Consider the following 24,143-nt stretch of genomic DNA (forward strand, 5'->3'; position numbering starts at 1 on the left):
AAGCCCACCCTGAACTCCCGAACTCGAACTGGGAGACAGGCAATGGCTCGTTACTTCGATGGCTCGCAAGAACCTGGCAACAAACAAAGCAAACGTCAGCAGGAAGATCAGCGGCGCATGGAGTTTCGCCGGGCGATCGAGAGTTACTCCGAGCAGCGCCGCCTGCTGCAGGAAATTTCCGACTACCCCGATATTCAGGGGATCAACTACTGGGCCGCGCCTGCGGCTGGCCGGAAAAGCGCTCAACCAGCACGCTGATCTGCGCACGTTCGGTGCGAATGAACGCCAGGAATGCCAAGGCCACCGGTGATTGCCGCTTGGCCTTGGCCTGCACGATGCACCAACTGCGGTAAAGCGGCAGCTCCTCCACTGGCAGCTCCACCAGCGTGCCCATGCTCAGCTCCATGTTCAGCGCATGCCGGGTCAGCATGGCCAGCCCAAGGCCGGCGATCACACATTCACGCTGGGCTTCGGCCGAGGCCACCTCCAGTGTCTGGGTGAAGTGCACGCGTTTGTCCTTGAAGAACTCTTCGCAGGCCTTGCGCGTTCCCGAGCCTTGCTCGCGGATCAGCAGCGTGTGCGGCTCCAGGTCTTGCAGGCGCAAGCGCTCCAGGGCACACAGCGGGTGACCCGGGGGAGCCACCGCGACAATCGGGTTGTTCAGGAAGGGCATGAACTCCAGGCCCATGTCCTGAGGCACCATGGACATGATGATCAGGTCGTCACGGTTGTCCGAAAGCCTGCGAATGGCTTGCGCCCGGTTGACCACGGTCAGGGTCAGGTTGACCTCCGGGTGGAGCTTTTTGAAAGCGGCAAACAGGTGCGGCACGAAATACTTGGCGCTGGACTCCACCGCCAGCTTCAATTGCCCTTGCAGCGAGCCTTGCATGTCGGACAACTGCATGTCGAAGCTCTCCAGGCGCCCAAAGATATCGCGGCTGGCCCGTTGCAAGGCCTCGGCGGCCTCGGTGAGGTAGAGTTTTTTGCCCACGTATTCGAATAATGGTTGGCCCACCAACTCTTCCAGCTGACGAATTTGTAGGCTTACGGCGGGTTGCGTAAGCGACATTTCTTCTGCCGCACGGCTGTAAGAGCGTAAATCACACACCTCGTTAAAGATCTGTAATTGACGCAATGTCATACGCATCAATGACTTACGCATGTATTTGCCCGCCTGCCAGTTATTCGAAAAATCAACTATAAGGTTTAGCTAATGCTGGACCTAACAATTATTGATTTTTGTTTATCGATGATGAGCGATAGTGTGAATACGCGGCTGGCCAGACACATCTGGTCACGCAACGAACGGCGTAGCCGATTCGATAGGTCCAACGGTCGAGGAAGTCCAAGTGATAAAAAAGATCCTGATCGCCAACCGTGGTGAGATTGCAGTGCGAATCGTGCGCGCTTGCGCCGAGATGGGCATTCGCTCGGTCGCGATCTACTCCGACGCCGACCGGCATGCCCTGCATGTCAAACGGGCTGACGAAGCCCACAGCATCGGCGCCGAACCGCTGGCTGGGTATCTTAACCCACGCAAGCTGGTGAACCTGGCTGTCGAGACCGGCTGCGATGCCTTGCACCCAGGCTACGGCTTTCTTTCAGAGAACGCCGAATTGGCCGACATTTGCGCCGAGCGCGGGGTCAAGTTCATCGGCCCTTCGGCTGAAGTGATCCGCCGCATGGGCGACAAGACCGAAGCGCGTCGCAGCATGATCAAGGCTGGCGTGCCGGTAACCCCGGGCACCGAAGGCAACGTTGCGGACATCGAAGAAGCACTGGTGGAAGGCGAGCGTATCGGCTACCCGGTGATGCTCAAGGCCACCTCCGGCGGTGGCGGCCGTGGTATCCGCCGCTGCAACAGCCGCGAAGAACTCGAACAGGCCTTCCCCCGGGTGATTTCCGAGGCCACCAAGGCCTTCGGTTCGGCCGAAGTGTTCCTGGAAAAATGCATCGTCAACCCCAAGCACATCGAGGCGCAGATCCTCGGTGACAGCTTTGGCAACGTGGTGCACCTGTTCGAGCGCGATTGCTCGATCCAGCGCCGCAACCAGAAGCTGATCGAAATCGCCCCAAGCCCGCAGTTGACCCCCGAACAGCGCGCCTACATCGGCGACCTGTCGGTGCGCGCCGCCAAGGCCGTGGGTTACGAAAACGCCGGTACCGTGGAGTTTTTGCTCGCCGATGGCGAGGTGTACTTCATGGAAATGAACACTCGGGTGCAGGTGGAACACACCATCACCGAGGAAATCACCGGGATCGACATCGTTCGCGAGCAGATCCGCATCGCCTCCGGGTTGCCGCTGTCGGTCAAGCAGGAAGACATCCAACATCGTGGTTTCGCGTTGCAGTTTCGCATCAACGCCGAAGACCCGAAAAACAACTTCTTGCCCAGCTTCGGCAAGATCACCCGTTACTACGCACCCGGCGGCCCCGGCGTGCGCACCGACACGGCGATCTACACCGGCTACACCATCCCGCCGTTCTACGATTCGATGTGCCTGAAACTGGTGGTGTGGGCCCTGACTTGGGAAGAGGCCATGGACCGCGGCCTGCGCGCGCTGGATGACATGCGCCTGCAGGGCGTGAAGACCACTGCCGCGTACTATCAGGAAATCCTGCGTAACCCGGAATTCCGTAGCGGCCAGTTCAATACCAGCTTCGTTGAAAGCCACCCTGAACTGACCAACTACTCGATCAAGCGCAAACCCGAAGAGTTGGCCCTGGCCATCGCCGCCGCCATCGCCGCCCACGCAGGCCTATGAATAGCAGCTGCGAGCTGCAAGTTGAAAGCTGCAAGGTGAAGCAGATCTGCTTTTACCTGCAGCTTGTAGCTTGAAGCTTGCCGCTCATGAGGAGATACCAATGTCCAAGAAGATCTTCGTAACCGACACCATCCTGCGCGACGCCCACCAGTCCCTGCTGGCTACCCGCATGCGCACCGAAGACATGCTGCCGATCTGCGACAAGCTCGACAAGGTCGGCTACTGGTCGCTGGAAGTCTGGGGCGGCGCCACCTTCGATGCTTGCGTGCGCTTCCTCAAAGAAGACCCGTGGGAGCGCCTGCGCCAACTGCGCGCCGCGCTGCCCAACACACGCCTGCAAATGCTGCTGCGTGGCCAGAACCTGCTGGGCTACCGCCACTACAGCGATGACGTGGTCAAAGCCTTTGTTGCCAAGGCGGCGGTCAACGGCATCGACGTGTTCCGTATTTTCGATGCCATGAACGACGTGCGTAACCTTCGCGTGGCCATCGAGGCGGTAAAGGCTGCCGGCAAGCATGCCCAGGGCACCATCGCCTACACCACCAGCCCGGTGCACACCATCGGCGCGTTCGTGGCCCAGGCCAAGCAAATGGAAGCCATGGGTTGCGACTCGGTGGCGATCAAGGACATGGCCGGCCTGCTGACCCCATACGCCACTGGCGAACTGGTCAAGGCGCTGAAAGCCGAGCAGTCGCTGCCGGTGTTCATCCACTCACACGACACCGCTGGCCTTGCCGCCATGTGCCAGCTCAAGGCTGTCGAAAACGGCGCCGACCATATCGACACGGCAATCTCCAGTTTTGCCTGGGGCACCAGCCACCCAGGTACCGAGTCGATGGTCGCCGCCCTTAAAGGCAGCGAGTTCGACACCGGCCTGAGCCTGGAATTGCTGCAGGAAATCGGCCTGTACTTCTATGCCGTGCGCAAGAAGTACCACCAGTTCGAAAGCGAATTCACCGCCGTCGATACCCGCGTGCAGGTGAACCAGGTGCCAGGCGGGATGATTTCCAACCTGGCCAACCAGCTCAAGGAGCAGGGCGCACTGAACCGTATGGGCGAAGTGTTGGCCGAGATCCCGCGCGTGCGTGAAGACCTGGGCTTCCCGCCACTGGTGACACCGACCTCGCAAATCGTCGGCACCCAGGCATTTTTCAACGTGCTGGCCGGCGAGCGCTACAAAACCATCACCAACGAAGTGAAGCTGTACCTGCAAGGCGGCTACGGCAAGGCACCAGGCACGGTCAACGAGAAGTTGCGGCGCCAGGCCATCGGCAGCGAAGAAGTCATCGACGTGCGCCCGGCTGACCTGCTCAAGCCGGAAATGACCAAGCTGCGCGCTGAAATCGGCACCTTGGCCAAGTCCGAAGAAGACGTGCTGACCTATGCCATGTTCCCGGACATCGGGCGCAAGTTCCTGGAAGAGCGTGCGGCCGGCACCTTGACCCCGGAAGTACTGCTGCCAATTCCCGAGGCGGGCGGCGTGAGCTCGGCCGGCGGCGAAGGCGTGCCTACCGAGTTCGTCATCGACGTGCACGGCGAGACCTACCGCGTCGATATTACCGGCGTGGGCGTGAAGGCCGAAGGCAAGCGCCACTTCTACCTGTCCATCGACGGCATGCCGGAAGAAGTGGTGTTCGAACCGCTCAACGAATTCGTCGGTGGCGGCAGCAGCAAGCGCAAGCAGGCCACTGCGCCAGGCCACGTGAGCACCACCATGCCGGGCAACATCGTCGACGTGCTGGTCAAGGAAGGCGACACCGTCAAAGCCGGCCAGGCCGTGTTGATCACCGAAGCGATGAAGATGGAGACCGAAGTGCAATCGGCCATTGCCGGCAAGGTCACCGCCATTCACGTGGCCAAGGGCGACCGGGTCAACCCGGGTGAAATTCTGATTGAAATCGAGGGCTGATTAGCCGCCTTCGACACAACGTTTAACCTCGGGGGGGCTTCGGCCTCCCTTTTTTTTGCCTGGGGTTTGGGGTGAGTCCTTCGCGGATAAATCCGCTCCTACAAGCCATGTAGGCGCAGATTTATCCGCGAAGGGGTCCTCAAAACCTGAACTGATATTGCCCTATTACCGCATGATTTTGGCTATTACTGCCCATCTCCCCGCTATACCCCAACCCGACGCTTTGCCGTGCGGTCAGCCCTACATCCACTCCGGCCTCGACCAGCAGACTGTCCCGGTCCAGCGCCGTACCCTGCACGCTGAAGGCACTGCCACCCTGCAGAAACGCCTGCCGGGTGGTGCTGTCGACATCGCCATAAGTGTGCCGCCAGCCCAGGCTCATGCGCGGGGTCAGGCTGATGCCGTTGTCCAGTTGGCTCAGGTGGGCAAGGCGCACGCCCAAGGTGCTGCTGAAGTTGTCCTGGGTGGTGGCATCCACCTGCAATGCTGCGGCGCCGCCTTTTTCGCTGTAGCGGTCGCGGTGGTAGCGCTGGTAACCAAGGTTGGCGAATGGCTCGGCGCTGAGGCGGCCGCGGCCCAAGCTGTAGCCCAGTTCGGCAAAGGCCTGCTGGCTGTTGGCGTCGTAGTCGCCGCGTGGTGTGTCCGTGAAACCATTGAAGGCCACTTCACGTTTACTGTCGCCATCGTGGGTGCTGTAAGCCGCGCCCAGTCGCAGGGCGTATGGGCCGCTCAAGCGTTGTGCGTAGGCGCCCAGGTGCCAGCTGTCTACCGAGCCGTCGACGCCGGTGGTGTCCAGATCGGTTTTGGAATAGCCGCCCAATACGCCAATCCGCCAGTCGCTGGTGGCTGCCCAGTCGGCGCCAAGCACGCTGCCGCGCGTGCGTTGGGTGAGCGCGCTGCCGCCGTTTGCACCGTCGAGCTTGCCATAGCTGCCCAGCGCCTGAACCCAAACGCGCGATTGTGCATTCGGGTCATTGAGGTTGCGGGCGCTGTCGGGCACGCCATTGGAGGCCAGCACCGGGCCTTCCTTGGCGTTGAGCCCCACCAGCAGGCTGCTGCCGCTACCCATCTGTTGCATGGCCGCGAGCATGGTGCTGCCTACTTGGGCCGCGCCAGTCAACGTGGCAGCGCCCAGGCTCGCGGTGCTGTTGCCCGACAGTTGCTCGATAGCGGCGCCTGCGGTCGCGGTGGTGGTATTGAGCAAGGCGTTGTACAGGGCGCCTTGGCTCAGGCCCGCCAGGCTGCTGGCGGCATTGGCGCCATTAGCGGTGCTGGCGTAGCTGGCGAAGGCAATGTCGTTGCGATCGTATTCCAGGTCGACCTGGGTCGGCGTATAGCTTAGCGTTGGGGTCAGGAAGGCATAGTCGCTGGTCACCTTGGCGAAGGTGCCATTCACGCTACCGGCCTGCAGTACGGCGTAGTGGTTTTGCCAGGGGTACTCGCCTGGGCTTGGATTGATCGCCAGCGTTGCGCCATTGAGGTTTGCAGTGCCGGTGACCTGCACCGGCGTGCTGCTGCCATCGGCGCTGACGGCAAAGGCCAGGGTGGCGCCGCTCGCGAGGGTCAGGTTACCGACCCGTCCGCCTCCGGCATACACGCCGCCGCTATCGACGGTCAGGGTGCCGGCAATACTGCCCTGGTTGATCAGCTTGGCCCCGCTGGCCACTTCGCCGCCGTCGCTGAAGTCGCCCAGTCCGGTAAGGGTCCAGGTGCCTTGGCTGACGTTCAGCCACTCGAAATTTTGGCTGGCGCCAAAGCTGCCACCCCGCGCATCGTCGAGGATCACACTGTCGTAGCCGCTGCCACCGTCCACCAGGCCGTCGAAGCGGCTGCCGCTGCGCAGGATCAAGGTGTCGTTGCCGCCACCCAGGCTCAGGGCCAGGCCATTGCTGCCACTGATCAAGCCGTCGTTGACCACGGTGTCGGCGTACTCGCCCACGAACTTCACGCCAAAGCCAGCCAGGCCCTGGATGGTGCCGTGGTTTTCCAAATAGGTGGCCGCCACCCCTGGGCCATCGCTGCCGTCGTCGACCAGGATGGCGTTATTGGCGCCGCTGATCAGCGCACCGCTGGCGTTGAGAATATAGCCGCCACCCATGGCAATCCCTTCGCTGCCATTGGCAAAGCCGTTTTTATCCACACCGCCGGCGCCGGTCCCCTGGATCACGCCATAGTTTTCCACATGGCCGACACCATCGATGTCCACGCCGTCCCCATCGCCGTTGGTTTTCAGGCCCGAGTAGGCGCCGGTGATGGTGCCGTGGTTATACACCGTGCCATCGCCATCCGAGCCGAAGCCTGAGCCATTGCGCCCGGTCAGGGTGCCGTAGTTGTAGAGCGTGGCGCCCAAATCGGTGGTGATGCCGTGGCGGCCACCGCTGATATCGCCGTAGTTGTACACCGTCACGCCGGTTGCGGAGTCGATGTCCACGCCGTCGTATTTCTGGTCGTCGGTGAGCGAGTCACCTGTGGATATCTTGCCGTAGTTGTAGAGCGTCGCGTTGCCGCCGGTCTTGATACCGTCGCTGGCGTCGCCGCGGATCAGCGCGCCAGCACGGTTGTAAATGGTGGTGGTCACGCCGGCACTGCGCACTGCGTCCAGGTCAATGCCTTGGCCAGTACTGGAGCGGATCGTGCCGCTGTTGTCGATCAGGATGCTGCCGCTGGCGAAATTGCTGTTGATGCGCAGGGCGTCGTCATATCCCAGTATCGACGCGCCGCTGCGGTTGGTGATTGAGTAATTGCGCGCCTGCGTTATGTCGCCGCTGCTGTCGATGGCCCGCCCGCCACTGGACTGGATCGTGCCGGCGTTATCCACCACCACGCCGGCGTCACTGGTGGCGTCTTTCAAGCTCACGGCCTTGCTGGCGTTGGTGATGCTGCCGGTCGACGTCACCGTCAATGCCGTCGCACCGCTCAGGGTTTGGCTGGCCGTAGTGGCAGTGCTGATGACAATGGGCGCGGCGCTGGCCAGGCCGCTGCCGCCAAGCAAGGCGAAGGTCAGGGCGAGACGATTTTGCGCAGGGGGCATAAGGACGGCCTTGTTCTTATTGAAAGGGCCGTCCTGTATAGCGAAGGGTTCTTACAGAATTATTTAACGTTGCTGCGAGTAGGCTTTGCCGTAGTGCTTTTCCAGGCGCGATTGCAGCAATTCCAGGCCGATCGACATGATCCAGTAAATGATTGCAGCCGTTGTCAGCATCTCGATGTAGCGATAACTGGAGCGGCCATAGCTCTGCGCCAGGAACATCACTTCCCACACACCCATCACCGAGATCAGTGAAGAGTCCTTGAGCATCGAGATAAATTGGTTGGTGGTGGGTGGGATGATGGTGCGCATCGCCTGGGGCAGGGTAATGCGCCAGAAGATCACTGCCGGGCGCAGGCCCAGGGCGCGTGCCGCCTCGCCTTGGCCGGGGGCTACGCCGATGATGCCGGAGCGGAAGATCTCGCTCAGGTAGGCGCCATAGTTCAGCGACAGGGCGATGATGCCCGCACTGATGGCTCCGGGTACCACGCCCAGTTGCGGCAGCCCCAGGTAGATCAGCAGGATCTGGATCAACAGCGGCGTGCCACGGAAGAACGAGGCGTAGAAACTGGCGATGCCAAAGGCCACCGCGCTGCTCGACAAGCGCGCCAACGCAGTGACGAAACCCAGCAGCACCGATGCCACGATCGAGCACAGGCACAAAAACAGCGTCAGCGCGGCGCCCTGCAAGAAGCCGTTGGGCGCCAGGTGGTAGCCCACAAGATTTGGCAGCTTGTCCAGGATTACCGAGAACTTCAGGTCAAAGCTCAGGAAGAACCCGGCAAACAACACAAACATCGCCGCCCAGGTCAGGTACAGCCGGGTGCGAAAGCCGAAGATGCGCTGCAACAGGGTTTCGTTTACCGGTTGCGGTGGGCGAGGGGGCTCGAAGGAAGTCATTTACTGATGTCGGCGCCAATCCATTTTTGCGACAGTTTGCTCAGGGTGCCGTCCTGTCTCAAATCGGCAAATACCTGGCGCACCTTGGCGTCCCACTCGGCATCGCCTTTCTCGATGGCCACCGAATTGGGTTCTTCATACAGCGGCGCGCCGGCGATCTTGAAGCGCTTGTCCTGGTCCAGCCGTGGCTGTGCAGTCACCAGGTTGGTCAGGATGGCGTCCAGGCGCACGCCGGCGCCAAGGCCCAAGTCCTGGAAGGCGACGTTGTCGGTGTCGTACGGGGCGATCTGCACGTTGTCGAACGGGTACACCAGGGGGGTGTCTTCCTTGCCCTCGATCACCAGGTTCTTGTTCAAGTAGCTCTCGTAGCTGGAGGCGCTGGTAAGGCCGACTTTCAGGCCGCTGAGGTCTTTGGCCGAATGGATGCGCTCATCCTTGGCATTGACCACGATGACGGCGGGCGAAGCGTAATACTCGACGGGGAAATCGAAGACCTGCGCGCGGGCCTTGCTCGGGGTCATGGAGCAGATGCAGATGTCATAGCGCCCGCTCCAATGGCCTGCGGCGATCACGTCCCAGGACGGGGTTTCCAAGCGTAGCTTGACGCCCAGTTTCTGCGCCACGGCCTTGGCCACGTCGACGTCAAAACCATCGAGCTGGTTCTGATCGTTGAGGAAAGAGAACGGTGGATAACTTTCCATCAGCACGCCGACCAGCTCTTTTTTCTGTTCCACGCGCTGCAGGGTGGCACCCGCCAGGGCTTGAGTGGATGCGGCCAGCGTGACAAGGCCAATGCCCAGCAAAGTGCGAAGTTTCAAAACAGACCCCAGGAAAAAATAGTTGTGATTTAAACGATTCAGCGTATTAAATAGTTATAAGAGAACTACTCATAGTGAGTTTTTTTCATATACATATAACCGGGCGGCATATGAGCGAAAATTCTGTAGTGATTCTCGATGGCGGCATGGGCCGCGAACTTCAGCGTCGCGGGGCGCCGTTTCGGCAGCCCGAGTGGTCGGCCCTGGCGTTGACCGAGGCACCACAGCACGTTCAGGCCGTGCACGCGGCCTATATCGAAAGCGGTGCCAACGTGATTACCACTAACAGTTACGCGGTGGTGCCGTTTCACATCGGCGAGGCTCTTTTCGCCACGCAAGGGCAGGCGTTGGCGGCGGTAGCCGGCACTTTGGCGCGCAAGGCGGCTGATGCGGCCCAGGGCACGGTGCAGGTGGCGGGTTCACTGCCACCGCTGTTTGGTTCCTACCGCCCCGACCTGTTTGAAGCGGCGCGCGTGGGTGAAATCCTTCAGCCGTTGGTCAATGGCCTGGCCGAGCATGTGGACCTGTGGTTGGCGGAGACGCAAAGCTCGATTGCCGAAGCCCAAGCCATTCGCGCAGGGCTGCCGCAGGACGGCAAGCCGTTCTGGCTGTCGTTCACCCTTCAAGATGAAGACACCGATGAAGTGCCGCGCCTGCGTTCGGGCGAACCGGTTGCTGAAGCGGCGCAAGCGGCTGCAGCGCTGGGCGTGGCCACACTGCTGTTCAACTGCAGCCAGCCGGAAGTGATCGGCGCGGCCATCGACGCTGCCAAAGCCACGTTCGAGCGCCTGGGTGTGGATATCAAGATCGGTGCCTATGCCAACGCCTTCCCGCCGCAACCCAAGGATGCCAAGGCCAACGATGGCCTCGACGAGTTGCGTGATGACCTCGACCCGCCGGGCTACCTGCATTGGGCGAGCAACTGGCGCCAACGCGGCGCCAGCCATTTGGGCGGTTGCTGCGGTATTGGCCCGGAACACATTGCCGTGTTGGCCGGGCAGTTGAAATAACTTACGCCTGACGCAGTTCGGCCAGGGTTTTGACCTGGCCGCTGGGGGCCTGGTTGTCTTCTGCCAGCCAGGCCTCGAAGGCCTGGGCGATGGCCGGCCATTCCTGGTCGGTGATCGAATACCAGGCGGTATCGCGATTCTTGCCTTTTACCACCATGTGCTGGCGGAAGATGCCTTCGAAACTGAAGCCAAAACGCAGCGCCGCCGATTTGGAGCGGGCGTTGTCGTTGTTGCACTTCCACTCCAGCCGTCGGTAACCCTGGTCGAACGCCAGCTTGCCCAGCAGGTAAATGGCCTCGGTGCCCTTGGGCGTGCGCTGCATGGCGGCGCTGAAGGCCACGTGGCCGATCTCGATACGCCCGTGCTCCGGCACGATGGACATCAGGCTGAGGATGCCTTGCGCTTGGCCGGTGTCCTTGTCGATCACGCAAAAGCCCATCGGGTCATTGCTGATGGCATAGGTGTCGAGCCAGATGTCGAAGGGCTCGCGCTCGGTGAAGGGCCCGTAAGGCAGGTAATCCCAGAGCTTCTGGTCGCGCAGTTCGCCTTGCAGTACTTCCCACAGGTCGGCGCCATGGCGGCGCGGGTCGAGTTTTTCCAGGCGCATGTAACGCCCTTCCAAGGTTTTTGCCACCGGGTGTACGGCAGGTTTCCAGTGTAATTCGGTCGTCATGGGGGTTCCTAAAGAGCCTGGCGAAATTGAATGAAGCCGGGTCGTTCGGCAATACGCTCGTATAGCAGGATAGCGGTCGCATTGGTTTCGTGGGTGAGCCAATGCACTTTGACGCAATCGTTTTCGCGAGCGGTCGCGTACACATGTTCGATCAACTGGCGGCCGATGCCTTTGCCGCGCTGGCCGTCGGCCACGATCAAATCCTGCAAGTAACAGGAGTTCTCCACCGTCCAGCATGAGCGGTGGTAGATAAAGTGGACCATGCCAATGGCCTTGCCGTTCTCCCAGGCCAGCGCCGCGTTGATCGGCTCTGCCGGGTCGAGCATGCGTTGCCAGGTGACGTCGCTCACCTGCTGCGGTATCTGGGTCTGGTAAAAGCGTTGATAGGCCTGCCACAACGGCAGCCAATGTTGGTGGTCGGCGCTGCTCACTGGGCGGATCTCGATAGCGGACATGCTGGGCTCCTCAGGTGTTCATTAATTGAGCAAGTTGCCGATCTTGCGGGTCGTCGCTGGCGGCCAAGCCCTGGGCCACCCCCTGAACATCGGCCTGGCTGCGGTTCTGGCTAAGCTTGCGCTTGCCCTCCAGGCGGCTGATCGGCAGGGCGAAGCCGACAATGGCCTTGAGCATGCCGTCGATGTAGTCCGCCGGGGCATCGCTCACCGCCCAGGGTTTCGCCTGGCCGGCTTCGTGGCGGTCGGTCAGTTCGCTGACCAACGCTTTCAATCGCGCAGGCTCGCTGAATACTTCGGCCTGACCGTAGGCGTGCACCGCCAGGAAATTCCAGGTGGGCACCGCCTTGCCGTGTTCCGCCTTGCTGGGGTAGAAGCCCGGGCTGACGTAAGCGTCCGCGCCACTGAAGATCACCAGGGCTTGCGCGCCATCTGCCAGGTCTTGCCACTGCGGGTTGGCCCGCGCCAGATGGCCGTGCAAGGTGCCATGGGGGCCTTCGTCGGCATGCAGAAGCAGTGGGATATGGTTGGCCAGCAGGCCGTTAGCCCCCTGGGTCACCAGAATCGCCAGGCGCGTCTGCTCGATCTGCTGGTGCAGGCGGGCAAGGTCTTGGTCTTTAAATGCGCTAGGTATGTACATATCGATCTTCCGTCAGGGCTGTGTTAATCCTAGGCAGCGGATTGGACCTTTGTAAGATCCATTAACAATCATTTTTATAGAGCCATTTGCATGCAAGCCTTGTCGTTGCCCTTTGATCCGGCTGGCCTGGTGCTGGACCGCCGTCGTGGCTTGAGCCGCCAGCTTTACCAAGCGTTGCGCCAGCGGGTGCTGGAGGGGCAGTTGGGTGGTGGCACGCGCATGCCGGCCAGCCGCGATCTGGCCGCAGCCTTGGGTATTTCGCGCAATACGGTGATGCGTGCGTACGATCAGCTGTATGCCGAAGGCTTTATTGAAGGCCGTGTTGGCGACGGGACTTACGTTGCGCAACTGGCGCACATTGGCGGCCCTGCAAAAAAACTATCCACAAAACTGTCCACAGGGTTATCCCTGGGGTTATCAACAGGTTTATCCACAATTTCATCAGAAATCACTGGAGTTACATCCAGTAAAAAGGCTGAAACCCGTGCCTTGGAAAACCTTGAGACGCATCATTTGCCGCCTTTCAGGCAGGGTGCTCCACGCGCATTCCGGGTGGGCCTGCCGGCCATGGATCTGTTTCCATTTGAGGTGTGGGCCAAGCTTTACGGGGCTTTCTGGCGAAACCCGGACCTGGCCAGACTGGGCTACGGCGATCCGGCCGGCGAACCAAAATTACGCCAGTTGATAGCTGCTTACTTGCGCAGTTCGCGGGGGATGAATTGCACGGCTGAGCAAATAGTGATCACCAGTGGCGCACAGGAGGCCATAGGGCTTTGTGCACAGCTGCTGCTGGACGCTGGCGACCGCGTGGCAATCGAGAATCCGGGCTACCGCGCCGCTGCACATGCCTTTACCAATGCCGGTGCCACCTTGTGCGGCGTGCCTGTGGACAACGATGGCCTGGACTGCGCAGCATTGGCGCAAATGGCACCCTGCCGGATGGTCTACACCACCCCCGCGCACCAGTACCCCACCGGCGTTACCCTGAGCCTGGCGCGGCGCCTGGCGTTGCTGGCGTGGGCCGAGCAGCACCAGAGCTGGATTATCGAAGACGACTACGACAGCGAGTACCGCTACAGCGGCGCACCACTGGCGCCGTTGGCGGCACTGGATCGCCAGGGGCGCGTGCTGTATGTGGGCACGTTCGGCAAGGTGGCCTTCCCGGCGCTGCGCCTGGGCTACCTGGTTTTGCCTGCGGCGCTGGTGGAGCCGTTCGCGCGCCGGCGTAGTGTTTCGGTACGGCACTCGGAAATAGGCACCCAGGCGGTGATGGCCGAGTTTATTGCCAAGGGCCATTTCCAGCGGCACATTCGCCGTATGCGCCGCGCTGCCTTGAGCCGCCGGGATACCCTGCTCAAGCATTGGCCCGTGGGTATCGCCGGTATAGGGCCGATGCCCGAAGTCGCGGCCGGGCTGCACTTGAGCGTGCCGGTCGAGAGCCTGGCGCGCGAGCAGCAATTGATTCGGCTGGCAGAACAGGTGGATGTCGAAATCAATGGCTTGAGCAGTTACTGGCTTCCTGCTTCACCCGAGCCACACGCTGGCCTGGTGCTGGGTTTCGCGGCTGTGGATAGCTCTGCCATCGTTGCGGCGTTGGCCCGGCTGCGGGAGGTGTGGCGGAGTTGAGGGGTTATACTGTGGCGCTTGAAAACTTCACGAGACATCGTTCATGAGCCTGACCCTTTCCGCGACGCCTGAGCGCAAGCTGGGTGCGCCGCTGGTAGCGTTCGCCCTGCTGCTGGCGGGCGGCTATTTCCTCTATGCCAATGTTGGCTCGCGCCAAGTGTGGTTGCTGATCGTCGGCGCTGCTCTTGGCGTAACTCTGTACCACGCCTCGTTCGGCTTTACCTCGGCCTGGCGCGTGTTTATCCGCGAGCGTCGTGGCGCGGGCCTGCGTGCGCAGATGGTGATGCTGGCGTTGGCCGTGCTGCTGTTTTTCCCGGCCTTGGGCGCTGGCAGCCTGTTCGGCCAGCCGGTGGTTGGCCTGGTGGCCCCGGCGGGTGTATCAGTGATCTTCGGCGCGTTCATTTTTGGCATCGGCATGCAATTGGGCGGCGGCTGCGCTTCGGGCACGCTGTTCACCGTGGGTGGCGGCAACGCGCGAATGCTGGTGACGCTGCTATTTTTCATCTGTGGCTCGCTGATCGCCACCCATCACGTCGGCTGGTGGTTCTCGCTGCCTTCGCTGCCGCCCACTTCCATCGTGCAAAGCCTGGGCGTGATGCCTGCGCTGGTATTCAGCCTGGCGCTGTTTGCGGTCATTGCCGCAGTGACCGTTCGCCTGGAAAAACAGCGCCACGGCAGCCTGATGCAGCCAGTGGGCAGTGCCCATTACGGCTTGGCGCGCTTGTTCCAAGGCCCATGGCCATTGGTGTGGGGCGCGGTGGCGCTGGCGTTGCTGAACTTCGCCACCCTGGCCCTGGCAGGGCGCCCTTGGGGCATCACTTCGGCGTTCGCCTTGTGGGGTGCCAAGGTCGCCAGCGGCCTGGGTGTGGATGTCGCAAGCTGGGCCTTCTGGCAGAGCGCGGCAAATGCCAAGGCACTGGCCGCACCGGTGTGGCAAGACATTACCAGCGTGATGGACATCGGCATCGTGCTGGGCGCGTTGATGGCGTCGGGGCTGGCCGGGCATTTCGCGCCCAGCCTGAAAATCCCACCCCGTTCGCTGGTGGCCGCGGTGATTGGCGGCCTGTTGTTGGGCTACGGTTCGCGCCTGGCATATGGCTGCAACATTGGCGCGTACTTCAGCGGCATCGCCTCGGGTAGCATCCACGGTTGGTTGTGGCTGGTGGCGGCATTTATCGGCAATGGTGTGGGCGTTCGGTTGCGGCCGATGTTTTTCGCCGGCGAGCGCTGAACACCCTGCTACAGGGCGCTTTCAAAACCTTCCAGCACGTTGACCGCGTTGATGCCGATTTCTTCCACCGCGTAACCGCCTTCCATCACGAACAGCGTGGGTTTGCCGAGGGCGGCGATGCGCTTGCCCATGGCCAGGTAGTCCGGGCTGTCGAGCTTGAATTGCGAGATCGGGTCATTCTTGAAAGTGTCCACGCCCAACGATACGACAATGATGTCGGCGGCGTAGTCATCGATGCGCTGGCAGGATTGCTCTAGGGCGGCGCTCCATACGTCCCAGGCGCTGCCCGAGGCCAATGGGTAGTTGACGTTGAAACCTTCGCCTGCGCCCTCGCCGGTCTCGTCGGCATAGCCCAGGAAGAACGGAAATTCGAATTCGGGGTGGCCGTGGATCGAGGCGAACAACACGTCGCTGCGCTCGTAGAAAATCGCCTGGGTGCCGTTGCCGTGGTGGTAGTCCACGTCCAGGATCGCCACGCGTTGCTTGCCCGAATCCAGGAAGGCCTGCGCGGCGATGGCGGCGTTGTTCAGGTAGCAGTAACCGCCCATCACGTCGCTGGCGGCGTGGTGCCCCGGTGGGCGGCACAGGGCGAATGCGCTGTAGGCGCCGGCCTGCATCTCGGCTTGGGCGGTCAATGCAACCTGGGCGGCGCTGTAGGCGGCCTGCCAGGTACCGGCGGTGATCGGTGCGCCACCATCAAAGCTGTAGTAGCCCAGTTCGCCCAGTAGGGTTTGCGGCTTGATTGCACGCAGGGTACGGGCGGGCCAGGTGAAGGGCATCATGTCTTCGCTATTGCCCATCTCGGCCCAGCGTTGCCAGGCGCCCTGGAAGAAATTCAGGTAGTCGTTGCTGTGAATACGCTCGATCGGCCCGCGGCCGTAGTCCCGGGGCGCCTGTACTGGGCCCAGTTCGCGATCCTTGACCCGCTGCAACACGTGGTCGGCGCGCGACGGCATTTCGAAGCAGGGCATCAATTTCCCGTCGATCAGCTCGCAGCGGCCATGATGCAGGTGATGGTCATCCGAATAGATCGTCAGCATTTTCTTGTTCTCCGAGGGCTAGTACACGCCGCTATTCTTGATGCGAGAGAGCCCCCGAGTGAACGTCAGGAATGGCCAAAAGGGGATCGATATGGCCAGGGCGCATGTCCGTATTTCGCCCTTTTTTAAACCGTTATGCACTGTTCAAGTGCGGAAGTGGCTTGGGGCGACGCCGCTCCAACGGACAAATGCGTGGCGGAAACTGGCGGTTTCACTGAAGCCCAATTCCTCGGCGATTCGGTAAACCGGCAGTTCATCATTATTGAGCAACTGCTTGGCGCGTTCAAAGCGCAGTTCGTCCAGCAGGTCTTGGTAGCTGCTGCCCAGCTCCTGCAAGTGCCTGCGCAAGGTGCGCGCCGAGCACTTCATTTGTCGGGCCAGGCCCTCCAGGCCGGGGGCGGCGTTCAGTTGCGCGGCCAGCAGTTGGCGGATGCGCCCCAGCCAGGCTTGGCGGCCAGTGTATTCAGTGTTTTCCCGCCGGCAACGCTCGGCCATGGCCCGATGAGTCACGGGGTCGGCGAGGGGCGAAGCGTGTGCCAACCAGCTTTTCGAGAAGGCAAAGCCATGCCCGATGGCGTTGAATTCAACCGGGCATTCAAAGCTTGGGGTGTAGTCGGCCTGATGCTTGGGGGCTGGATGGGCAAAGCGCACACCTTCCAATTGCAACGGCCTCCCGAGAATGTCGTCACAAATCACCTTCATCGACATCAGGCACAGCTCGGCATTGAACACGGCAAGTGACGGGCTATCGTTGTAGTCGTTGGCGGTCAGCCAGATCAGCTCGCCGTGCTCTTCCAGGCGCAGGTCGAAAAGTGTTCCCAGCAGTGCCGGGTATTGCAGGGCCAGGCGCAAAGCGTCACCTAAGGTGGCACTCGAGAGCAGGGCGTAGCCAAGCATGCCATAGGCCGAAACGTGCATGCGCTTGCCCAGTTCCAGGCCGATTTCCGGGCGCAACGCCACGGCATTGGCACACACCTGCATTTCCTGGCTGGTGGTGATGCGTGGGTCGGAACGCTCAAGGTCTGCGGGGCTGATGCCGCTGCCGGCCAGCAACGCCGCGCTGGAAAGGCCTTCGGCCTTGAAGGTATTCAACACCAGGGACACGGCGTTGAGGGTAGTGAGGTGCGAGTGGAGCATGCTCGGTATCCGCTGAGATAACGGCAAATACCGAGCAAGGTTTATGCCCTAGAGCAGCTCACCGCATAGATCAAGTTCCACCAGGCGGCGAATCTCGTCCACGGGCAGGCCTGCGCCCAGCAATGCATGCAGTTTGCCGAAAGCGGCTTCACGGGTCATGCCGCCGCCAGACAACACGCCCACTTCACGCAGGCGGCTGCCGGCTTCGTAGATATCCAGCTCCACGCCACCTTCGTGGCATTGGGTGACGGCGACCACCACAATGCCGCGCTCGTGGGCGCTGCGCAGGGCGTCGAGGAACTGGGCATTGTCGCAAGGGCCAGTGCCGCTGCCAAAGCATTCGAGGATCAGCGCCTGGGTACCGCTGGCCAACACGGCCTGCAAAGGCTGGGCGCCAAAGCCTGGGAACAACGGCAGCACCGTAACATTGGCCGGCTGCTTGGCAGTGCGATAGCCAAGGGCTTGGGGCAGCGCGCCAACCGGTGTGCCGCCGCCGAAGCGCTGCAGGTTAGCGAACGGGTTGCGCCCGTAGCTGCGCACCTTGGCGCAGCGGGTAGGGGTCAGCAGTTCGCCGTGAAAGTACAGGCGCACGCCTGGCGCCATGCCCAAGCCCAGGGCGATCAGCGCGCCGTTGAGATTTTCCCAGGCATCGCTGTCGGCTACACCGGCCGGCAGCATGGAGCCGGTGAACAGCACAGGCGCCGGTAGGCCCAGTAACTGGAAGCTCATCGCCGCAGCGCTGTAGGCCAGGGTATCGGTGCCATGCAACACCAGCACGGCGTCGCAGCCGTCGACGTCCACGGCTTCGATGATCGCTTCACGCAACTGCTGCCAGTAGCCCGGTGTCATGTTGGCGCTGTCGATCAGCGGCTGCATTTCGCGAAATGACCAGGCCGGTACGACCAAGTCGGGCACATGGGCCAGTTGCTCGCTCATCCGCGCTTCAAAACCGGAAGCCGGGGCCAGGCCGTTGGCGCTGGCTTGCATGCCGATGGTGCCGCCGGTATAGATGACCCGGACATGCTGTGCGGGGTGTGCAGTGACTGGGTTCATTGCCCATTCTCCTTGGTCTTCAGGCCAGTGTGGTCGAGCATTGCCTCGACCACCAATTGAGTGACATCGACCAGAGTCTTGTCTGTCGCAATATCGGCGATCAGCGGCAATTCGGTGCAGGCCAGCAGCACGGTGTCTGCCTGGATACCGGCCAGCAGTTCGGCAAAGCGCGGGCGCAGGCTCGAGTGCCCGGCACCCAGCGCCTTGATGTCATAGATCAACTGATGCAATTGTTCGGCCGCAGGCACCGCTTCGCACTCAACGATGTCCACCAGGCCCCGGTACGGTGACCAGATGCCCAGTTCCGCCACCGGGCGGGCGCCCAGCAGGCAGATGCGTTGGGTGCCAGCCTTGTGCAGGTGCGCCTGCAACACATCGTAAAACGAGATGAACTCGCTTTGCAGGTCCAGACCGCGAATACGTTCGGCAAAAAGATTCAGGGTGTTGCAGGCAATGCTGAAGGCGCTGACCCTGCCGTTGAGCGCGTAAATATCATCGCGCAACGCTTGCCAGACTTGCTCCTCGGTCTTTTCCAGCTCCATCGACAGGCCCAGTTCGGGGTCTGAGACGATGGTCAGTGCCGGTGCGTCGAGATCGCCGCGAAAGGCTGCGCCCAGGCGGCGGCGGTTCTCTCCAAGCAGCTTGGCCCACATATCCATACCGGCTTCGGGACCCGAGCCGGTAATGATCCCGAGCCTGGGCCGGGCGACATAGTCGCTGCGGCTCAGGTCGGTGGGCAGGTATGCCCCGGCCACTTAGCGCTGGGTCTGAACCACGCCGTGCGGCAGTGGTTCGGCAGTGGCAGCGGTGGCTGGCAGTGCAGGCCAGGCTTTGGTGTCCAGGTCCAGGTCAGCGAACTGGCTGGAATCGAACACCGGGGTTTTTACACCGGCTTTACGCTGGGCGTCGTAGTCCTTGAGCAGGCGCAGGCCAATCTTGAACAGCATCGCCAGGGCGATCAGGTTGACGAAGGCCAGCAGGGTCATGGTGATGTCGGCGAAGGCGAACACGGTGCCCAGGTCTTCCACGGCGCCCCACAGGATCAGTGCCAACACCAGGCCGCGGTAGCCGATCAGTGCCTTGCGGTTTTCACCGAGGATAAAGCGCAGGCTGTTCTCGCCCAGGTAGTAGTTGTAGAGGATCGAGGTGAACACGAACAGGGCCAGGGCCACGCTGATGAACATCCGGCCCCAATCGCCCACTACGGCCGCCAGGGAGTTCTGGGTCAGGGCGATGCCGTCACCTTCGAAGCCCGGGGTGTAAAAGCCTGACAACAGGATCAGCAGGGCGGTACAGGTGCAGATCACGAAGGTGTCCAGGAACACGCTAAACGCTTGCACCACGCCTTGTGCCACCGGGTGCTCGACCTGGGCCACGGCAGCCACGTTAGGCGCGCTGCCCAGGCCGGCTTCGTTGGCGAAAACACCACGTTTCACGCCCATCACGATGGCGCTGCCCACCAGGCCACCGAAGGCCTGGTCCAGGCCAAAGGCGCTTTTCACGATGGTTTCCAGCATGGCGGGCACGTGATCGAACTGCAGCACGATGACGTACAGGGTCACGCCGATGTACACCAGGGTTTTGACCGGTACCAGCAGGTCCGCCACCTTGGCGATACGCTTAATGCCGCCGACGAACACCAGCCCCAGCAGCACGGCCAGGCCGATACCGGTGTAGGTGGTGTTCAGGCCGAATGCATTGTTCAGCGAGTGGGTAACGGCGTGGGACTGCAGGCCGTTGAAGGCGAAGCCGAAGGTCACCAGCAGCAACACTGCCATGACCATGCCTAACCAGCGTTTACCCAGGCCATGCTGGATGTAGTACGACGGGCCGCCGCGGTATTGCCCTTGCGAGTCGCAGCGTTTGTATAGCTGGCCCAGGGAGCATTCGAAGAAGCTACTGGACATGCCGACCAGCGCGGTCACCCACATCCAGAACACTGCGCCCGGGCCACCCAAGGTCACGGCGATGCCCACACCTGCGATGTTGCCGGCGCCTACGCGGCCAGCCAGGCTGAGCATCAGTGCCTGGAACGAGCTGAGTTGCCCGGCGCTGCTTTTCAGGCTGTCGCGGAATACCGCGAACATGTGGAAAAAGTGGCGAAGTTGAACGAAACGCGAGCGAATCGTGAAGTAGCTGCCCAGCCCGACGATGAGCAGGATCAGTACTTTGCCCGAGAGGAAGTCGTTGATGACTTCAAGCATGGATATTTCCTCGCTGTTTTTCTTTTGATGGCGAATTTGACTGGCTCGGATGCAATCGGCAGCGTCCAGTTTCCAGGGCGCAAATGGTTCGCGATTGATCAAGCTGGAGCAATTTCGCTGGTTGTTAGAAAATGATGCTAGTTGATGCTACCTTCGCGCTCTCTAGCGCCAATCCGACGAGCAGTGCCATGCGTGAATACCTCCCCGCCAATTTGCAGCTGCTTTGTCGGCATTACCCATCGATCGCCGAGGTGTGCCGGCGCCTGGACATCAACCGCGCCCAGTTCAACAAATACCTGAACGGGCAAAGCCTGCCGACGCCTTACAACCTCAAGCGCATCTGTGATTTCTTCGGTGTAGAGGAATATGAGATCGGCTTGCCGGCCGAACAGTTCGCTCGCCTGATCGGCGTGCGTTCAAAGCCTTCTACCGAGCAGTCCGAAGCCACGGCCCCGCAGCGTATTCTCGATCACCTGCGCCAACGCTCGTCGTCCGAGCTTGCGGCCCACGTGGGGTACTACCACGAGTACTACCACTCGATGTCGGCACCCGGACACATCCTGTGTTCATTGGTCCACTTGCGCGAAGAGGGCGGGCACTATACCTACGAGCGCAGCGAACGTCTGCAAACCCGTACCGGCAAGGGCGAGGAATACGAGCGCTACCGCTATTTGGGCGTGGCGTACTACCTGCAAAATCGGCTGTTTTTCATGGATTACGAGTCGCTGACTTCGAATGAAATCTGCCAGACGGTTTTGATCCCCAGCTACAAAAGCCGCATCACCCGGCTCAACGGCCTGAAGATCGGCGTGTCTTCCAACGACCAGCGCACGCCTGCATGCTCAAGGGTGGTGTGGGAGTACCTGGGCGAGCAGGTCAACCGGGTCAGCGCCTACCGCAAAGTGCGCCTGTACCGCCCGGATGACCCGGAGATCGATGCCGACCTGCGTGAGCGGCTGGCGCAGACGCAGGTGGTGGATGGGTTGTTTCAGATCGGTTGATGTACCGCGCCGCAATTCGCCTGATGCACCGCGGTGTGCTTTTCGCGGATGAATCCGCTCCTACTGGTATTTGTGCGCCTGACGCACCGCCGTTTCGATCAGAAGTAATACCCAATGTTAACGTTGGTGCGGTAATACCATTCATTGCTGCCAACCGACGAGGTGCTCGTCCACCCGGTGCCGTTCTCCGCGCCACCAAAGGGGTTGGCGTTTTTCGCCCAGGTGAAGTCCACCCACGCCATGATCGGCATCGCAATGAATTGCGCGCCCACGGTGAACATCTGCGAGTCGTCCCAGCCGCTTTTGTCTTTCATCATGCGGCTGTAGTCGTTGTAGAGCTTGATCTTCTTCAACTGGCCCAGGCTTGGGGTGTAGATGTCGTAGCCCACGTTAAGCGAGGCAATGGTGGCCTTGGCCGCGATCAGGTACGCCGGGGTCAGGCCATTACCGCCCATCAGCACTGAGTCGTTGCTGGTGCCGGTGGGGTTTTTCGGGTCGTACTCGTAGCGGATGCCCTGGGTGGTGACGGTCCAGGGGCCGGTGTTGAAGATCGCATGCACGCCGCCAGCCCAGTAGCTGCCGTTATCGTGGGTGGTGTCGTTGTACAGTTGTGAGGCCGCCAGGGAGGCGCCGATTTCGCTGGACCAGTCCTCACCCTTGAAGGTGCGTGCCACGCGGGCGTTGACCTGGTTGCGTTTCTCGTTGTCCTGGCGCGACTGGGTGAAGGCCACGGCGTTATCTTTAAGGTCGGCGTACCGGCCGATCTCCGGCGAGTAGCGGATGTCGGTGGGCAACATGCGCGGGAAGAAACCCAGTTGCACGTCCCAATCCTTGTCTTTGTAGGAATACTTGAGGCCCGCGCCAGCGCTGACGCCGTAACCCATAAAAAAGGGGATGTGGTAGCTCCAGCCGAACTGTGGGTAAGGTTCCAGGCCGAACGGTTTGAACGGGGCACCCAGTTGCAGGTTGGACGCGCTGTTCAGTTTGTAACCGGCGAACCCGTGGTCCACCGAATGTTTACCGTCGTCCTGGAACCAATAGCTGATATCGCCATAGGCCTGCTTGTAAGTGGCTTTGACATCCAGGCGGAAGGTGTCGAACAGGAAACGGCCATTGTTCTCGGTGGTGGTCCAATGTTCGTCGCGGTAGTTGGTGCGCAGTGCGCCGCCGATGTCCAGGCTGCTGTCGCCATCATCACTGCGCCAGGCAATGTGCGGGAAAGGCTTTTTTACACTGGCCGGTTGATCCGGCGCGGCAGGGCCAGGTTCGGATGCGAAACTGGCGACACTGCTGACCATCAGACCCAGACACACTACAAACTTGTTCATCACGACCTCACCGGGTTAATCGAATGTATCAAGTGATTGGCAACACTTTCCCGTCTGCGTAAATACTCGCAATGACTGAAGTGTTTTATAGGTGGCACACTGTGTTAAGTGTGAACTCAATTAGAAATAGCAGGAACTATGCCAGCTCTGGCATTGGCTATTTTATTAAAATAAAGTCTTTATTATCAGTGGATTATATGTGGAACGCGGCCGTCCGTGTCACCCGTGAAACGCCCGCAACCCTTGGTAACAGCGGTGCCCAGCGCCGGTGCGCACTGTGTGCGCCATGGACACTTATGGGCCGTCTCATTAAACAGCGCCCATGAAAAAGCCGGCTGGAAGGGCCGGCTTATTAATAACGCCAGCGGTTATATATCAAGTACCAACCGACGGCTCTTGCAACCGGAAACACACACCATCATTGATTTATTGGCCGCGCGCTCCGCTTTGGTCAATACACCGTCGCGATGGTCGATATCGCCGTCCAGTACTTTTGTTTCGCACGAGCCGCAGACCCCTTCGCGACAGCTGTATTCAATATCGCAACCGGCCTGCAGCAAAACATCTAGCAGATTAAGACCCGGTTCCACGTTGAGTGTCTTGCCGGACTTCTTCAGCTCCACGCTGTAACTGCTGTGTGCATCGTCTGCTGGCGGCAGTTCGGCTGCCGTGAAGCGTTCGATATGGGCATGTGGATAACCCAGGCCTTCGCAGGTGTTTTCAAAGGCATCGAGCATCGGCGTGGGGCCGCAGCAATAAAAGTGCGTATCGCTCGGCTGGCCCGCAAGGTAGGCGGCCAAGTCCGGCGCCAGGCCTTTCTCGTCGTTGAAGTGGTAAACCACCTTGGCCTCCACACCGCTCAGGTGCTCCAGCAGGGCGGCTTCCTTGCGCGACCGGGCGCAGTAGATCAGCTCGGCGGATTTACCCAGCGCCAGCAATTGGCGGAACATGCAGTAGATCGGCGTGATACCAATGCCGCCTGCCACCAGCACGCTGTGCTTGGCGTTCAGGTCCAGGGCAAAATTGTTGCGTGGCTGCGAGATGCTCAGTTGCATGCCCACGCGCAGTTGCCCGTGTACGTACTCCGAGCCGCCGCGGCTTTTGCGGTCGCGCAAAATGCCGACCACATAGCGGCCTTGGTCGCTCGGCGAATTGAGCAGCGAGTAACTGCGCACCAACCCATTGGGCAGGTGCAGGTCGATGTGCGAGCCGGCTTCGAACGGCGTGAAAACCGTATCACCGTAAGGCCGCAGTTCCACGCTGATGATCCCTTCGGCTTCGTAGCGCAGGGTGTGCACCAGCGCTGTGATGGTAGTTGCATTGGACAT

21 protein-coding genes are annotated in these 24,143 nt (G+C 61.1%); 7 read left to right on the plus strand and 14 right to left on the minus strand.

Annotated features, from left to right (window positions below):
- Positions 1-42: 42 nt before the first annotated feature.
- Positions 43-258: a PA3496 family putative envelope integrity protein gene (locus tag L9B60_RS11935; RefSeq protein ID WP_249678860.1), complete on the plus strand. Its 216-nt coding sequence runs from the start codon at positions 43-45 to the stop codon at positions 256-258.
- On the opposite strand, the gene L9B60_RS11940 is transcribed toward L9B60_RS11935, so the two are convergent.
- On the minus strand, positions 203-1,162 hold the full coding sequence (locus L9B60_RS11940; protein WP_283780604.1) for a LysR family transcriptional regulator: 960 nt from the start codon (positions 1,160-1,162) through the stop codon (positions 203-205). The two genes, L9B60_RS11935 and L9B60_RS11940, sit on opposite strands and share 56 nt — an antisense overlap.
- Before the next feature lie 187 nt (positions 1,163-1,349).
- Here L9B60_RS11940 and L9B60_RS11945 point away from each other — a divergent pair, with 187 nt between their 5' ends.
- Both L9B60_RS11945 and oadA read left to right on the plus strand, forming a co-directional pair.
- On the plus strand, positions 1,350-2,765 hold the full coding sequence (locus L9B60_RS11945) for an acetyl-CoA carboxylase biotin carboxylase subunit (protein ID WP_249678862.1): 1,416 nt from the start codon (positions 1,350-1,352) through the stop codon (positions 2,763-2,765).
- Positions 2,766-2,865: 100 nt separating this feature from the next.
- Positions 2,866-4,674 (plus strand): sodium-extruding oxaloacetate decarboxylase subunit alpha, encoded by a 1,809-nt coding sequence (gene oadA, locus L9B60_RS11950; protein WP_249678864.1) that lies wholly within the window; start codon positions 2,866-2,868, stop codon positions 4,672-4,674.
- Between the two features lie 139 nt (positions 4,675-4,813).
- Here oadA and L9B60_RS11955 read toward each other — a convergent pair whose 3' ends face one another.
- The 3 genes from L9B60_RS11955 to L9B60_RS11965 all read right to left on the minus strand — a co-directional run bounded on the left by L9B60_RS11955 (position 4,814) and on the right by L9B60_RS11965 (position 9,420).
- Complete coding sequence (locus L9B60_RS11955; RefSeq protein ID WP_249678866.1) at positions 4,814-7,705, minus strand: autotransporter outer membrane beta-barrel domain-containing protein; 2,892 nt, start codon at positions 7,703-7,705, stop codon at positions 4,814-4,816.
- A gap of 63 nt (positions 7,706-7,768) precedes the next feature.
- The gene (locus tag L9B60_RS11960; protein WP_249678868.1) at positions 7,769-8,602 is read right to left on the minus strand and encodes an amino acid ABC transporter permease; all 834 of its coding nucleotides are present in this window, start codon (positions 8,600-8,602) and stop codon (positions 7,769-7,771) included.
- Positions 8,599-9,420 carry an ABC transporter substrate-binding protein gene (locus tag L9B60_RS11965; protein WP_249678870.1) on the minus strand — a complete coding sequence of 274 codons (822 nt, stop codon included), beginning with the start codon at positions 9,418-9,420 and terminating at the stop codon, positions 8,599-8,601. Before L9B60_RS11965 ends, L9B60_RS11960 begins: the two co-directional genes overlap by 4 nt.
- A 110-nt stretch (positions 9,421-9,530) precedes the next feature.
- Here L9B60_RS11965 and L9B60_RS11970 point away from each other — a divergent pair, with 110 nt between their 5' ends.
- Positions 9,531-10,430 (plus strand): homocysteine S-methyltransferase family protein, encoded by a 900-nt coding sequence (locus L9B60_RS11970; protein ID WP_249678872.1) that lies wholly within the window; start codon positions 9,531-9,533, stop codon positions 10,428-10,430.
- 1 nt (position 10,431) lies between these two features.
- Here the strand turns inward: L9B60_RS11970 and L9B60_RS11975 are convergent, their stop codons facing one another.
- Genes L9B60_RS11975 through L9B60_RS11985 form a run of 3 tightly spaced genes read right to left on the minus strand, consistent with a single transcriptional unit; the run spans position 10,432 to position 12,195 of the window.
- Positions 10,432-11,103, minus strand: coding sequence for a GNAT family N-acetyltransferase (locus tag L9B60_RS11975; protein WP_249678873.1), 672 nt, complete (start codon positions 11,101-11,103; stop codon positions 10,432-10,434).
- Between the two features lie 8 nt (positions 11,104-11,111).
- Positions 11,112-11,558 (minus strand): GNAT family N-acetyltransferase, encoded by a 447-nt coding sequence (locus L9B60_RS11980; RefSeq protein ID WP_249678875.1) that lies wholly within the window; start codon positions 11,556-11,558, stop codon positions 11,112-11,114.
- Positions 11,559-11,568: 10 nt separating this feature from the next.
- Positions 11,569-12,195, minus strand: coding sequence for an FMN-binding negative transcriptional regulator (locus L9B60_RS11985; RefSeq protein WP_249678877.1), 627 nt, complete (start codon positions 12,193-12,195; stop codon positions 11,569-11,571).
- A gap of 90 nt (positions 12,196-12,285) precedes the next feature.
- On the opposite strand from L9B60_RS11985, the gene pdxR reads away from it, so the two are divergent.
- Together pdxR and L9B60_RS11995 are read left to right on the plus strand one after the other, a co-directional pair.
- Complete coding sequence (pdxR, locus tag L9B60_RS11990) at positions 12,286-13,821, plus strand: MocR-like pyridoxine biosynthesis transcription factor PdxR (RefSeq protein ID WP_249678887.1); 1,536 nt, start codon at positions 12,286-12,288, stop codon at positions 13,819-13,821.
- Positions 13,822-13,864: 43 nt separating this feature from the next.
- Positions 13,865-15,052, plus strand: coding sequence for a YeeE/YedE family protein (locus tag L9B60_RS11995; protein ID WP_249678888.1), 1,188 nt, complete (start codon positions 13,865-13,867; stop codon positions 15,050-15,052).
- Between the two features lie 8 nt (positions 15,053-15,060).
- Here L9B60_RS11995 and L9B60_RS12000 read toward each other — a convergent pair whose 3' ends face one another.
- The 5 genes from L9B60_RS12000 to L9B60_RS12020 form a co-directional block, all read right to left on the minus strand.
- A complete protein-coding gene (locus L9B60_RS12000; RefSeq protein WP_249678890.1) occupies positions 15,061-16,092 on the minus strand; it encodes a histone deacetylase family protein in 1,032 nt (343 codons plus the stop codon).
- A gap of 144 nt (positions 16,093-16,236) precedes the next feature.
- Positions 16,237-17,229 carry an AraC family transcriptional regulator gene (locus L9B60_RS12005; RefSeq protein ID WP_249678892.1) on the minus strand — a complete coding sequence of 331 codons (993 nt, stop codon included), beginning with the start codon at positions 17,227-17,229 and terminating at the stop codon, positions 16,237-16,239.
- A 48-nt stretch (positions 17,230-17,277) separates the two neighbouring features.
- The gene (locus L9B60_RS12010) at positions 17,278-18,282 is read right to left on the minus strand and encodes an asparaginase (RefSeq protein WP_249678894.1); all 1,005 of its coding nucleotides are present in this window, start codon (positions 18,280-18,282) and stop codon (positions 17,278-17,280) included.
- Positions 18,279-19,037, minus strand: a complete 759-nt coding sequence (locus L9B60_RS12015; protein ID WP_249678895.1) for an aspartate/glutamate racemase family protein — start codon at positions 19,035-19,037, stop codon at positions 18,279-18,281. The genes L9B60_RS12010 and L9B60_RS12015 overlap by 4 nt, the downstream gene beginning before the upstream one ends.
- On the minus strand, positions 19,038-20,486 hold the full coding sequence (locus L9B60_RS12020; RefSeq protein WP_249678896.1) for an alanine/glycine:cation symporter family protein: 1,449 nt from the start codon (positions 20,484-20,486) through the stop codon (positions 19,038-19,040).
- Positions 20,487-20,674: 188 nt separating this feature from the next.
- Here L9B60_RS12020 and L9B60_RS12025 point away from each other — a divergent pair, with 188 nt between their 5' ends.
- On the plus strand, positions 20,675-21,487 hold the full coding sequence (locus L9B60_RS12025) for a helix-turn-helix domain-containing protein (RefSeq protein ID WP_249678898.1): 813 nt from the start codon (positions 20,675-20,677) through the stop codon (positions 21,485-21,487).
- 98 nt (positions 21,488-21,585) lie between these two features.
- Here the strand turns inward: L9B60_RS12025 and L9B60_RS12030 are convergent, their stop codons facing one another.
- Together L9B60_RS12030 and L9B60_RS12035 are read right to left on the minus strand one after the other, a co-directional pair.
- Complete coding sequence (locus tag L9B60_RS12030) at positions 21,586-22,815, minus strand: putative porin (protein ID WP_249678899.1); 1,230 nt, start codon at positions 22,813-22,815, stop codon at positions 21,586-21,588.
- Positions 22,816-23,183: 368 nt separating this feature from the next.
- Complete coding sequence (locus tag L9B60_RS12035) at positions 23,184-24,143, minus strand: PDR/VanB family oxidoreductase (RefSeq protein ID WP_249678902.1); 960 nt, start codon at positions 24,141-24,143, stop codon at positions 23,184-23,186.

Source organism: Pseudomonas abieticivorans (assembly GCF_023509015.1).
Taxonomy (GTDB): Bacteria; Pseudomonadota; Gammaproteobacteria; order Pseudomonadales; family Pseudomonadaceae; genus Aquipseudomonas; species Aquipseudomonas abieticivorans.

Coding starts and splice junctions, on each gene's coding strand:
- L9B60_RS11935 (WP_249678860.1), top strand. CDS start 43: ATGGCTCGTTACTTCGATGGCTCGCAAGAACCTGGCAACAAACAAAGC.
- L9B60_RS11940 (WP_283780604.1), bottom strand. CDS start 1,162: ATGCGTAAGTCATTGATGCGTATGACATTGCGTCAATTACAGATCTTT.
- oadA (WP_249678864.1), top strand. CDS start 2,866: ATGTCCAAGAAGATCTTCGTAACCGACACCATCCTGCGCGACGCCCAC.
- L9B60_RS11955 (WP_249678866.1), bottom strand. CDS start 7,705: ATGCCCCCTGCGCAAAATCGTCTCGCCCTGACCTTCGCCTTGCTTGGC.
- L9B60_RS11960 (WP_249678868.1), bottom strand. CDS start 8,602: ATGACTTCCTTCGAGCCCCCTCGCCCACCGCAACCGGTAAACGAAACC.
- L9B60_RS11970 (WP_249678872.1), top strand. CDS start 9,531: ATGAGCGAAAATTCTGTAGTGATTCTCGATGGCGGCATGGGCCGCGAA.
- L9B60_RS11975 (WP_249678873.1), bottom strand. CDS start 11,103: ATGACGACCGAATTACACTGGAAACCTGCCGTACACCCGGTGGCAAAA.
- L9B60_RS11980 (WP_249678875.1), bottom strand. CDS start 11,558: ATGTCCGCTATCGAGATCCGCCCAGTGAGCAGCGCCGACCACCAACAT.
- L9B60_RS11985 (WP_249678877.1), bottom strand. CDS start 12,195: ATGTACATACCTAGCGCATTTAAAGACCAAGACCTTGCCCGCCTGCAC.
- pdxR (WP_249678887.1), top strand. CDS start 12,286: ATGCAAGCCTTGTCGTTGCCCTTTGATCCGGCTGGCCTGGTGCTGGAC.
- L9B60_RS11995 (WP_249678888.1), top strand. CDS start 13,865: ATGAGCCTGACCCTTTCCGCGACGCCTGAGCGCAAGCTGGGTGCGCCG.
- L9B60_RS12000 (WP_249678890.1), bottom strand. CDS start 16,092: ATGCTGACGATCTATTCGGATGACCATCACCTGCATCATGGCCGCTGC.
- L9B60_RS12005 (WP_249678892.1), bottom strand. CDS start 17,229: ATGCTCCACTCGCACCTCACTACCCTCAACGCCGTGTCCCTGGTGTTG.
- L9B60_RS12010 (WP_249678894.1), bottom strand. CDS start 18,282: ATGAACCCAGTCACTGCACACCCCGCACAGCATGTCCGGGTCATCTAT.
- L9B60_RS12020 (WP_249678896.1), bottom strand. CDS start 20,486: ATGCTTGAAGTCATCAACGACTTCCTCTCGGGCAAAGTACTGATCCTG.
- L9B60_RS12025 (WP_249678898.1), top strand. CDS start 20,675: ATGCGTGAATACCTCCCCGCCAATTTGCAGCTGCTTTGTCGGCATTAC.
- L9B60_RS12030 (WP_249678899.1), bottom strand. CDS start 22,815: ATGAACAAGTTTGTAGTGTGTCTGGGTCTGATGGTCAGCAGTGTCGCC.
- L9B60_RS12035 (WP_249678902.1), bottom strand. CDS start 24,143: ATGTCCAATGCAACTACCATCACAGCGCTGGTGCACACCCTGCGCTAC.